An 11,904-nucleotide genomic window follows, 5' to 3' on the forward strand; every position below is an offset into this window, starting at 1 on the left:
GCCACGGGCGGGCTACTTCGGGGGGCCGCCCAGGAGGTCGCCCAGGCCGCCGGCCTTCTTGCCGGCCGCGCGCTTGGCGAGGGCGGCGACGACCACCGGGACCAGGATGTCGACGGCGCGGGCGACGGTCGCCGGGGGAAGGCCGGTGCGCCTGGCGACCGCGTTCGCCGCCGGCCCGGCCAGCTTCGTCAGGACGCCGGCCATGAGGCCGCCGGTCGCGAGGCCGCCGAGGGTGGCCACCCCCTGGAGCGGCGGCTCGGCCGAGGTCACCTCGTCGACGGCGGCGCGCACCTCGTCGGCGGCGGCCGGTTCGGACGCGGCCCGGCGCAGTTCGCCGGAGAGCTCGGCGACCGAACCGTCCACGAGCCGCCGGGCCCCGTCGGTGTCGGTGCCGAGCAGCCCGGCGATCTCCTGGAGCCGGTCGTCGCCGAGCTCCGTCAGGACGTCGTCCTGGAAGGAAGAGTCAGTCATGCCCGAAACGCTACGGTCCATCCCTTTCTCCGGCACCCGGAACCGGCCTCGCTCCACGGGCCCGTCCCCGAGTGTCCGAGCCCTTCGCTACGGTCGGTGCATGTCCAACGACGGTCGCGGGCCGGCAGTGGTCGAGGGGGTCCTGGAGCGGATCACCTACGCCAACGAGGAGAGCGGGTACACGGTCGCCCGTGTCGACACCGGGCGGGGCGCGGGGGACCTGCTCACGGTCGTCGGGGCGCTCCTGGGGGCGCAGCCGGGGGAGTCGCTGCGGATGGAGGGGCGCTGGGGCTCCCATCCGCAGTACGGGAAGCAGTTCACCGTCGACAACTACACGACGCTCCTGCCCGCCACGATCCAGGGCATCCGCCGGTATCTGGGCTCGGGGCTCGTGAAGGGCATCGGGCCGGTCTTCGCCGACCGCATCACGCAGCACTTCGGGCTCGACACGCTCGACATCCTCGAAGAGGCGCCCGCGCGCCTGATCGAGGTCCCCGGGCTCGGCCCCAAGCGGACGGCGAAGATCACGGCCGCGTGGGAGGAGCAGAAGGCGATCAAGGAGGTGATGGTCTTCCTCCAGGGCGTCGGCGTCTCCACCTCCATCGCGGTGCGCATCTACAAGAAGTACGGGGACGCCTCGATCTCCGTCGTGCGGAACCAGCCGTACCGGCTCGCCGCGGATGTCTGGGGCATCGGTTTCCTCACCGCCGACAAGATCGCCCAGTCCGTCGGCATCCCGCACGACAGCCCGGACCGGGTGAAGGCGGGACTGCAGTACGCCCTGTCGCAGTCCACCGACCAGGGGCACTGCTTCCTGCCCGAGGAGCGGCTGATCGCCGACGCGGTGAAGCTGCTCGGGGTCGACACCGGCCTGGTCATCGAGTGTCTTGCGGAGCTCGCCGAGGATCCCGAGGGGGTCGTGCGCGAGGTGGTGCCCGGCCCGGAGGGCCCGCCGGTCACCGGGGTGTTCCTGGTGCCGTTCCACCGGGCCGAGCTGTCGCTCGCCGGGCAGCTGCGGCGGCTGCTGGGGACCGGCGAGGACCGGATGCCGGCCTTCCGGGACGTGGCCTGGGACAAGGCGCTGGCCTGGCTCGCCGACCGGACCGGGGCCTCCCTGGCGCCCGAGCAGGAGGAGGCCGTCCGGCTCGCGCTGACCCGCAAGGTCGCGGTCCTGACCGGTGGCCCCGGCTGCGGCAAGTCCTTCACGGTCCGCTCGATCGTGGAGCTGGCGCGGGCGAAGAGGGCCAAGGTGGTCCTCGCCGCCCCCACCGGCCGGGCCGCCAAGCGGCTCGCGGAGCTGACCGGAGCGGAGGCGTCCACCGTCCACCGGCTGCTGGAGCTGAAGCCCGGCGGCGACGCGGCCTACGACCGCGACCGGCCCCTCGACGCCGACCTGGTCGTCGTGGACGAGGCGTCCATGCTCGACCTGCTCCTGGCGAACAAGCTGGTCAAGGCCGTGGCACCGGGTGCACACCTGCTGCTCGTGGGGGACGTCGACCAGCTGCCCTCGGTCGGCGCGGGCGAGGTGCTCGGCGACCTCCTCGCCCCCGGCAGCCCGGTGCCCGCGGTCCGGCTGACCCGGATCTTCCGGCAGGCCCAGCAGTCCGGCGTCGTCACCAACGCGCACCGGATCAACGCCGGCACGCCGCCCCTCACCCAGGGCCTGCCGGACTTCTTCCACTTCGTCGAGGAGGAGACCGAGGACGCCGCCCGGGTCGCCGTGGACGTCGCGGCCCGCCGGATTCCGGCCAGGTTCGGCCTCGACCCGCGCCGGGACGTCCAGGTCCTCGCGCCCATGCACCGGGGCCCGGCGGGCGCCGGCTCGCTCAACGGGCTGCTCCAGCAGGTCATCACCCCGGCCCGTCCCGACGTGCCGGAGAAGAGGTTCGGCGGCCGGGTCTTCCGGGTGGGCGACAAGGTCACCCAGATTCGCAACAACTATGAGAAGGGGGCCAACGGGGTCTTCAACGGTACGGTCGGCGTCGTCACGGAGCTGGACCCCGTCGAGCAGCGGCTCACCGTGCGGACGGACGAGGACGAGGAGGTGCCGTACGACTTCGACGAGCTGGACGAGCTCGCCCACGCGTACGCGGTCACCATCCACCGCTCGCAGGGCAGCGAGTATCCGGCGGTGGTGATTCCGGTCACCATGAGCGCCTGGATGATGCTTCAGCGGAACCTGCTCTACACGGCCGTGACCCGGGCCCGGAAGCTGGTCGTCCTGGTCGGCTCCCGCCGGGCGATCTCCCAGGCGGTCCGTACGGTCTCCGCGGGCAGGCGTTTTACCGCACTCGCCCATCGCCTCACAGGGCACGCCCTCGTGTGAAAGATCACGGAGGGCTATCGGAACCGGGGCGAAGGGGGCAGGATAGGGAGGTTGGCGGCACTGAGTGCCGCCGATTGGCCCAATGGTCGACCCCGAGTGCACTCTCCTGAGCCAAATGGGGGATGGTAGAGACAGTCAGGGCACCTCGAAGAAGAGGCACTACGTCGGTGAGGGATGACGTGAGCGACAACTCTGTAGTACTGCGGTACGCGGACGGTGAATACACCTACCCGGTGGTCGAGAGCACCGTCGGCGACAAGGGCTTCGACATCGGGAAACTCCGAGCCCAGACCGGACTGGTCACCCTCGACAGCGGATACGGCAACACCGCCGCCTATAAATCCGCGATCACCTACCTCGACGGTGAGCAGGGCATCCTGCGGTACCGCGGTTACCCCATCGAGCAGCTGGCGGAGCGCTCCACCTTCCTTGAGGTGGCGTACCTGCTGATCAACGGTGAGCTGCCGAAGGTCGACGAGCTGGCGACCTTCAAGAACGAGATCACGCAGCACACGCTCGTCCACGAGGACGTCAAGAACTTCTTCCGCGGTTTCCCGCGGGACGCCCACCCGATGGCGATGCTGTCGTCGGTGGTCTCCGCGCTGTCCACCTTCTACCAGGACAGCCACAACCCGTTCGACGAGGAGCAGCGCCACCTCTCCACGATCCGGCTGCTCGCCAAGCTGCCGACGATCGCGGCGTACGCGTACAAGAAGTCGATCGGTCACCCCTTCGTCTACCCGCGCAACGACCTCGGGTACGTCGAGAACTTCCTGCGCATGACCTTCTCGGTCCCGGCGCAGGAGTACGACCTGGACCCGGTCGTCGTCAACGCGCTCGACAAGCTGCTGATCCTGCACGCGGACCACGAGCAGAACTGCTCGACCTCCACCGTGCGTCTGGTCGGCTCCTCGCAGGCGAACATGTTCGCCTCGATCTCCGCCGGCATCTCGGCCCTGTGGGGCCCGCTGCACGGTGGCGCCAACCAGTCGGTCCTGGAGATGCTCGAAGGCATCAAGGCCAACGGCGGCGACGTCGACTCCTTCATCCGCAAGGTGAAGAACAAGGAGGACGGCGTCCGCCTGATGGGCTTCGGCCACCGGGTGTACAAGTCCTTCGACCCGCGCGCCAAGATCATCAAGGCGGCGGCGCACGACGTCCTCTCCGCGCTCGGCAAGTCCGACGAGCTCCTGGACATCGCGCTCAAGCTGGAGGAGCACGCGCTCTCCGACGAGTACTTCGTCTCGCGCAACCTCTACCCGAACGTGGACTTCTACACGGGCCTCATCTACCGCGCGATGGGCTTCCCGACCGAGATGTTCACCGTGCTCTTCGCGCTCGGCCGCCTCCCCGGCTGGATCGCCCAGTGGCACGAGATGATCAAGGAGCCGGGTTCCCGCATCGGCCGCCCGCGCCAGATCTACACCGGCGAGGTCCTCCGCGACTTCGTCCCGGTCGAGGCCCGCTAGGACCTCGCGAGGCCCGGTGGCCCCCGGCGAGTGAGCCGAAGGGGCGCGCCGGTGCCGGGACGGCGACCGCGCGCAGGCCCGACGAAGGAGGGTCGAGCACGGTCGTCGTCCCGGCACCGGCACCGGCGCCCCGGAGGCGAGCGAGCCCCCCAGAAGAAGCGAGAGGCGCCCCGCCGTCGATCCCCCCACGGGTCGACGGACGGGGCGCTTCCCTTTTCCCGGTGCGGATTCCCCCCACGGGATCCGGGCCGGGCGTCTGCGGTGTCAGCAGAAGCTGCGCGGGTCGGGCGCGATGCGGTCTGCCGGGGTACGTACGGGAGGGCCGCTCAAAGCTCCCCGGTGCACGTGCCCCGGCCAACGCTTGCCTGGAACGTCCCCCAAGACATTCCATGAACGTCCCCCAAGACGTTCTCGGCATCGCCCACTTAGACTCGCGAACAGCCCAGATGGTTACCCCCCAATATCTGTGATCTAGATCTCCTTGTGAAGGTCCTGTGCGTCACGTGTAGGTGAAATCACGTGAAGCGACGGAGACGAAGGCTGTTGGATACGACGAAGACGGACGAAAAGGCCATGGCGAGGCCGGCGATCATCGGGTTCAGCAGACCGGCCGCCGCGAGGGGGAGCGCGGCGAGGTTGTAGCCGAAGGCCCAGCCGAGGTTGCCCTTGATCGTCGCGAGGGTCCGGCGGGCGAGCCGGATGGCGTCCGCCGCGACGCGCAGGTCGCCGCGGACCAGGGTCAGGTCGCTCGCCTCGATGGCCGCGTCCGTGCCCGTCCCCATGGCCAGGCCCAGATCGGCGGTGGCGAGCGCCGCGGCGTCGTTGACCCCGTCGCCGACCATGGCGACCGTCCGGCCCTCCGCCTGGAGCCGCCGGACGACCTCGGCCTTCTCCTCCGGCAGCACCTCCGCGATCACCTCGTCGATGCCCACCTCGGCCGCCACGGCCTCCGCGACGGCCCGGTGGTCGCCGGTGAGCAGCACCGGGCGCAGACCGAGGCCGCGCAGCCGGGCGACCGCCTCGGCGCTGGTGTCCTTGACGGTGTCGGCGACGGTGAGGGTGCCCCGGGCCACCCCGTCCCAGGCGACGTGGACGGCGCCGGGCGCGGCCGATCCGGGCACCTCGACGCCCTCGGCGGCCAGGAGGGCGGCGCGCCCGACGAGGACGAGCCGGCCCTCCACGGAGCCGCGCACGCCGAGCCCGGGGACGTTCTCGAAGGTCTTGGGGACGGGGAGTTCGCCGCACCGCTCGGCGGCGCCGGCCGCGACCGCGCGGGCGACCGGGTGCTCGGAGGCGTGCTCCAGGGCGCCCGCGAGCCGCAGCAGTTCGGTCTCGTCGGCGGAGTCGGTGCCGTACGTGCCGCCGTGGACGTGGACGTCCACGAGCCGCATCCGGCCGGTGGTGACGGTGCCGGTCTTGTCCAGGACGACCGTGTCGACGCGGCGGGTGGACTCCAGGACCTCGGGGCCCTTGATGAGGATGCCGAGCTGGGCGCCGCGGCCGGTGCCGACCATGAGGGCGGTCGGGGTGGCCAGGCCGAGGGCGCAGGGGCAGGCGATGATCAGGACGGCGACGGCCGCGGTGAAGGAGGCGGTCGGGTCGTCGGTGAGCAGGAGCCAGGTGACGAGGGTGCCGAGCGCGAGGAGGAGGACCACGGGGACGAAGACGGCGGAGATCCGGTCGGCGAGCCGCTGCACCTCGGCCTTGCCGCTCTGGGCGTCCTCGACGAGCCTGGCCATCCGGGCGAGCCGGGTGTCGGAGCCGACGCGGGTGGCCTCGACGACGAGGCGGCCGGAGACGTTGACGCAGCCGCCGGTGACGGCGGAGCCGTCGACGACGTCGACCGGCAGCGACTCGCCGGTGAGCAGCGAGGTGTCGACGGCGGAGGAGCCCTCGACGACGGTGCCGTCGGTGGCGATCTTCTCCCCGGGGCGTACGACGAAGTGGTCGCCGGCCCGCAGTTCGGCGACCGGTACGCGGGTCTCCCGGCCGCCGCGCAGGACGGCCACGTCCTTGGCGCCGAGCTCCATCAGGGCGTGCAGCGCCGCGCCCGCCTTCCGCTTGGCGCGGGCCTCCAGGTACCGCCCGAGGAGGATGAAGGTGACGACCCCGGCGGCGACCTCCAGGTAGATCGAGGAGGAGGCGTGGGCGCGGTCGGCGGTGAGGTCGAAGCCGTGCCGCATGCCGGGCATGCCGGCGTCGCCGAGGAAGAGGGCCCAGAGCGACCAGCCGTAGGCGGCGAGGGTGCCGACGGAGACGAGCGTGTCCATGGTCGCGGCGCCGTGCCGCAGGTTGGTCCAGGCGGCCCGGTGGAAGGGGAGTCCGCCCCAGACGACGACGGGGGAGGCGAGGGTGAGGGACAGCCACTGCCAGTCGTCGAACTGGAGCGAGGGGACCATCGCGAGCAGGATCACGGGCGCGGCGAGGAGCGCGGAGACGGTGAGCCGCTGCCGGAGGGAGGCGAGCTCGGGGTCCTCCGGGGTCTCCGGGGCCTCGGGGGCCGGCGGGAGGGGTTCCTCGGCGGTGTAGCCGGTCTTCACGACGGTGGCGATCAGCTCGTCGACGCCGACGTGCGGGGCGTGCTCGACGTGCGCCTTCTCCGTGGCGTAGTTGACGGTGGCGGTGACGCCGTCCATCCGGTTGAGCTTCTTCTCGACGCGGGCGGCGCACGAGGCGCAGGTCATCCCGCCGATCGTCAGCTCGGTGACGGTGGTGCTTGGCATGCGCGGTTCCAAACGGGAGCAGGGCCGTACGAGGTAACCGTACGGCCCTGCGACGCCTGTTCGGCGGGGGTCAGACCAGCTCGTAGCCGGCCTCGTCCACGGCGGCGGCCACGGCCGCGCGGTCGAGGGCGGTGTCGGAGACGACGGTGACCTCGCCGGTCTTGGCGACGGCGGTGACGGAGGAGACGCCGGGGATCTCGGAGATCTCGCCGGAGACCGCGCCTTCGCAGTGGCCGCAGGTCATGCCCTTGACCTGGTAGACGGTGGTGAGTTCGGTCTTGGTCTCTGCGGACATGGCGCGCTCCTCCTGGGGGTCAGGGTCCTTGACCCTCCACTTTATACCCCCTAGGGGTATAAATGCCACTCGCGGCGCCGACGCCGGGCGGGCGCGCGCAACCGTCCCGAGGCACAGTGCTCATGGTAGACACCCGATATGTCGCATTCGGGGAGTACGCTCATCCTGATCATGGCGATCGCCGTCCTGGCGCCGCTGCTCGCCTACGCGGTGGGGCGCAGGTTCCCCGTTCCCCTGGTCATCTTCGAGATCCTGCTCGGCATCCTCATCGGCCCCGACGTCCTGGACTGGGCCCGCTCCGACGCGCTGATCGACGGGCTGTCGCAGCTCGGCCTCGCCATGCTGATCTTCCTCGCGGGCTACGAGATCGAGTTCGGCAAGGTGCGCGGCGACACCCTCAGGCGCTCCGTGTGGGCCTGGACGGCGGCCCTGGCCCTCGGCCTCTCCACCGGCGTCCTGCTCGGCGGCGGCTACACCCGGGGCGTCTTCATCGGGGTGGCCCTGACCAGCACCGCGCTCGGCACCGTCCTGCCCGTGCTCAGGGACGCCGGCGAGCTCCAGGGGCGGTTCGGCTCGGTCGTCATGGCCTTCGGGGCCGTCGGCGAGTTCGGTCCCATCATCGCGATGGCGCTGCTGCTCAGCGGGCGGGGCGCCGCCGAGTCCACCGTGCTCCTCGCCGTCTTCGCCGCGCTCACGGCCGGCGCCGTCCTCTGGGCGCTGCGGCCCCGTCCGCCGTGGTTCTCGAAGGTCATCGCCAGGACCCTGCACAGCAGCGGCCAGTTCGCGGTGCGGTTCGTCTTCCTGCTGCTCGCCCTGATGCTCGGCGCGTCGACGGCGCTCGGGCTCGACGTGCTGCTCGGCGCCTTCGCGGCCGGGCTCGTCACCCGGCTCGTGCTGACCGGTGCGGCGCCCGACTCGGGGCCGGAGATCCTGGCGAAGATCGAGGGCGTCGGCTTCGGCTTCCTCGTCCCGGTCTTCTTCGTCGTCACCGGGATCGAGTTCGACCTGGACTCGCTCCTCGCCGGCGGCCGGCCCCTGATCCTGCTGCCGGTCTTCCTGCTGCTCTTCCTCGTCGTGCGCGGCGGACCGATCTGGCTCCTGGCCCCGCGCGACCTCGACCGGACGGACCGGGGAGGGCTCGTGCTCTACGGCTCCACGGCGCTGCCGCTGGTCGTCGCGATCACCACCATCGGCGTCGACGACAAGGCGATGCCGGCGGGCGAGGCGGCGGCCCTGGTCGGGGCCGCCATGGTCTCGGTCCTGGTCTTCCCGCTGCTCGCGCTGAGGCTGCGGGCGCGGGCGGGGAAGGGTCCGGGGGAGGCGGCGTCGTCCGCGGAGGCGGTCAGCGGGTCGGAGACGTGGTGACGGCCCCGTCGGTGACGAGGGGGGCGAGGTAGCGCAGCAGGACCGTCTTGAGCTCGGTCACCGTCGCGTCCCGCTCCGGCCCCTCGGGCGCGGCGAGCACCAGCCCCAGCCCGCCCTTGAAGATCGCGAACGTCATGCCGGCGATCCGGGAGCGGTCCTCGGCGGGCAGCGCGGGGGCGTAGTGCGCGATCACCTCCTGCACGCTGGTCAGCAGCGACGCGTGCAGGGCGTCGTGCTCCTCGGCGATCCGGCCGGGCACCTCGGAGCCGTGCATCAGGGCGAGGAAGACCGGGTTCGCGCAGTTGAACTCGATCATCGGGTCGACGACCACGTCGAGCAGCTCGGGCAGCGGGAGGGTGAGGTTCTCCGCGGTGAACGCCTGGCCGTGGGCCTCCCGCATCTCGTGGAGGAGGCGTCCGCCGAGCTCGATCGCGATGGCCTCCTTGTTCGGGAAGTACTGGTAGAGGGTGCCCGGCGAGACGTGCGCCTCGCGGGCGATCGCGTTGGTGCTGGTCGCCGTGTACCCGTTCGCGCAGAAGACGTTCGCGGCGGCGTGGAGCAGCTGCGCGATGCGGCGTTCGCCGCGCGCCTGGCGGCGGCGGGGCTTCGACTCCTCGGACACATCGGACATGGCTGTCCCCAGCTCTCCTCAACACGTTTGACAAACACGAGAGGTCGCTCGCATATTTGGGAAATGCGAGTGATCACTCGTGTTTGCCAGTCTATGGCAATGGGCGACCCATGCGACCTGCCGGGAAGCGAGCGCAGGGGTCAGGTGAAGGGGACACCGGGTCATGGCCGAAGTCAAGAAATCAGCGACCGGCGGGGCCGCAAGCCCAGGTCAAGGGGGGTCCGTGGGGGGCTGGACGCGTTTCGTGACCGCCCGGCCGCGCCTCACCCTCCTGGTGGCGCTCGTGCTCACCGCCCTCGCGGTGCTGGCCGGCGGAGGGGTCGCCGACCGCATGGGCAGCGGCGGCTGGGAGGACCCCGCGGCCGAGTCCACGTACGCCACGAAGGCGCTGGAGCGGGAGTTCCCCGGCTCCCAGCCGAACGTGCTGCTCCTCGTCGACGCGAAGGCCGCCGCGGGAGCGGCCGGGGCGGCCCCGGGCCGGGCCGCGGTCGACGACCCGGCCGTCGCCGCCGAGGCCCGCAGGCTCACCGAGCGGCTCGCGGCCGAACCGGGCGTCGACGGCGTCGGTTCCTACTGGTCCACCGGCTCGCCCGCCCTGCGCTCCGAGGACGGCCGCCAGGCGGTCATCGCCGCCCGGATCTCCGGCGAGGAGAAGGAGGCATCCGCCGTCCTCGACCGGATCGCCCCCGAGTTCCGGGGCGCGCACGGCCCCGTGGAGGTCTCCCTCGGCGGCGGCCTCGCCGTCCGCCACGAGATGCAGACCGTCATCCAGGAGGACCTGCTGCGGGCCGAGCTCATCGCCCTGCCCCTGACCCTCGTCCTGCTCGTCATGGTCTTCGGCAGCGCCGTCGCCGCCCTCCTGCCGCTCGGCGTCGGCATCGTCGCCATCCTCGGCACCAACGCGGTGCTGCGCGGCATCACCGAGTTCACCGACGTCTCCGTCTTCGCGCAGAACCTCACGACGGCGCTCGGCCTCGGACTCGCCATCGACTACGCGCTGTTCGTCGTCCGCCGCTACCGCGAGGAGCTGGCCGCCGGCGCCGACACGTACACCGCCGTCCGCACGACCCTGCGCACCGCCGGGCGGACCGTGCTCTTCTCCGCCCTGACCGTCGCCGTGTCGCTCTCCGCGATGCTGGTCTTCCCGCAGTACTTCCTGCGCTCCTTCGCCTACGCCGGCATAGCGGTCGTCCTCCTCGCCGCGACCGCCGCGCTCACCCTGCTCCCGGCGGCCCTCGTGCTGCTCGGCGACCGGGTCAACGCCCTCGACCTGCGGCGCCTCCTGCGCCGCCGCGGCCGGACCGGTGCCGCCGGGACTGCCGGGACCACGGGGGCCGCCGCCGGCCCGCGCGCCGAGGACGCCGCCGGCGCCGGGTGGGCGCGCGCCGCCGCCCTCGTCATGCGCCGGGCGCCGGTCTTCGCCGTGCTCACCACCGCCGGCCTGGTCCTGCTCGGGCTGCCCTTCCTCGGCGTGAAGTTCGGCACCGCCGACGACCGCCAGCTGCCCGTCACCGCCTCCTCCCGGGTCGTCCAGGACCAGCTGCGGGACGGCTTCCCCGGCAACCCGGGCGGCGGGATCACCGTCCTCGCCGAAGGCCCCGCCACCCCCGCGCAGTACGCGGCCTACCGCGAGCGGATAGCCGCCCTGGACGGCGTCGACCGGGCCGACGGACCCGTGACCGCGCGCGGCGGCCACGCCTACTTCACCGTCGTGCCCGAGGGCGAGACCGTCGGTGCCGCGGCCCAGCGGGTTGTGGGCGAGCTCCGCGCCGTCCCCGCCCCCTTCGACACCGCCGTCACCGGGCAGTCCGCCGTCCTCGTCGACTCCAAGGAGGCCCTCGCCGAGCGGCTGCCCTGGGCGGCGGCGATCGTCGTCCTCGTCACCCTCCTGCTGGTCTTCCTGCTCACCGGCAGCGTCGTCATCCCCCTCCAGGCCGTCGTGCTCAACGCCCTCAGCCTCACGGCGATGTTCGGCGCGGTGGTCTGGGTCTTCCAGGAGGGGCACCTCGCCGGGCTCCTCGGCTTCACCTCCACCGGGGACATCGAGACGACCCTGCCCGTCCTGATGTTCTGCGTCGCCTTCGGACTCTCCATGGACTACGGGGTGTTCCTCCTCTCCCGCATCAAGGAGGAGTACGACGCCACCGGCGACCACGAGCACTCCGTCCGCTTCGGCCTGCGCCACACCGGCGGCCTGATCACCGCCGCCGCCGTGATCCTCGCCGTCGTCATGGTCGCCATCGGCACCTCCCGGGTCACCAACACCAAGATGCTCGGCCTCGGCGTCGCCGTCGCCGTCCTCATGGACGCGATGGTGGTCCGCAGCCTCCTCGTCCCCTCCGTGATGAAGCTGACCGGCCGCTTCACCTGGTGGGCCCCCGGGCCGCTGCGCCGCTTCCACGACCGCTTCGGCGTCAGCGAGTCGGACGCCCCCCGCCCGGCACCGGCCCCGGAGGGGACCGGGGCCGGCGGGGAGAGCGGGGAGCGGCGGGAGACCGCGACCGCGCGTCGATGAGGCGGCACGGCGCGGGGGGGGGGGGGGGGGCGCGGGGGCGCGGGGGGCGGGGGGGCGGGGCGCCGGCGGGGGGAGGGGGGCGGGGGGTGGAGGGGGGCGAGCGCGGCCA

8 protein-coding genes are annotated in these 11,904 nt (G+C 72.3%); 4 read left to right on the forward strand and 4 right to left on the reverse strand.

Features of this window, described 5'->3' with window-relative positions:
* Positions 1-12 precede the first annotated feature (12 nt).
* Entirely contained in the window at positions 13-471 is a 459-nt protein-coding gene (locus AB0424_RS14415) for a DUF937 domain-containing protein (protein ID WP_366305157.1), read from the reverse strand.
* Positions 472-571: 100 nt separating this feature from the next.
* Between AB0424_RS14415 and AB0424_RS14420 the strand changes: the two genes are divergently transcribed.
* Positions 572-2,797 (forward strand): ATP-dependent RecD-like DNA helicase, encoded by a 2,226-nt coding sequence (locus tag AB0424_RS14420; RefSeq protein WP_366305159.1) that lies wholly within the window; start codon positions 572-574, stop codon positions 2,795-2,797.
* 179 nt (positions 2,798-2,976) lie between these two features.
* A complete protein-coding gene (locus AB0424_RS14425) occupies positions 2,977-4,266 on the forward strand; it encodes a citrate synthase (protein ID WP_026057844.1) in 1,290 nt (429 codons plus the stop codon).
* A gap of 515 nt (positions 4,267-4,781) precedes the next feature.
* On the opposite strand, the gene AB0424_RS14430 is transcribed toward AB0424_RS14425, so the two are convergent.
* Both AB0424_RS14430 and AB0424_RS14435 read right to left on the reverse strand, forming a co-directional pair.
* On the reverse strand, positions 4,782-6,989 hold the full coding sequence (locus AB0424_RS14430) for a heavy metal translocating P-type ATPase (RefSeq protein WP_366305161.1): 2,208 nt from the start codon (positions 6,987-6,989) through the stop codon (positions 4,782-4,784).
* Positions 6,990-7,059: 70 nt separating this feature from the next.
* Positions 7,060-7,284 carry a cation transporter gene (locus tag AB0424_RS14435; protein WP_366305163.1) on the reverse strand — a complete coding sequence of 75 codons (225 nt, stop codon included), beginning with the start codon at positions 7,282-7,284 and terminating at the stop codon, positions 7,060-7,062.
* A 138-nt stretch (positions 7,285-7,422) separates the two neighbouring features.
* On the opposite strand from AB0424_RS14435, the gene AB0424_RS14440 reads away from it, so the two are divergent.
* A complete protein-coding gene (locus AB0424_RS14440) occupies positions 7,423-8,649 on the forward strand; it encodes a cation:proton antiporter (RefSeq protein WP_366305165.1) in 1,227 nt (408 codons plus the stop codon).
* Here the strand turns inward: AB0424_RS14440 and AB0424_RS14445 are convergent.
* On the reverse strand, positions 8,627-9,280 hold the full coding sequence (locus AB0424_RS14445; protein ID WP_366305167.1) for a TetR/AcrR family transcriptional regulator: 654 nt from the start codon (positions 9,278-9,280) through the stop codon (positions 8,627-8,629). The two genes, AB0424_RS14440 and AB0424_RS14445, sit on opposite strands and share 23 nt — an antisense overlap.
* A 163-nt stretch (positions 9,281-9,443) precedes the next feature.
* Between AB0424_RS14445 and AB0424_RS14450 the strand changes: the two genes are divergently transcribed.
* Entirely contained in the window at positions 9,444-11,795 is a 2,352-nt protein-coding gene (locus AB0424_RS14450; protein WP_366305169.1) for an MMPL family transporter, read from the forward strand.
* The last annotated feature ends 109 nt before the right edge of the window (positions 11,796-11,904 follow it).

Origin of the sequence: Streptomyces sp. NPDC051180 (assembly GCF_040689545.1) — a bacterium.
Classification (GTDB): domain Bacteria; phylum Actinomycetota; class Actinomycetes; order Streptomycetales; family Streptomycetaceae; genus Streptomyces.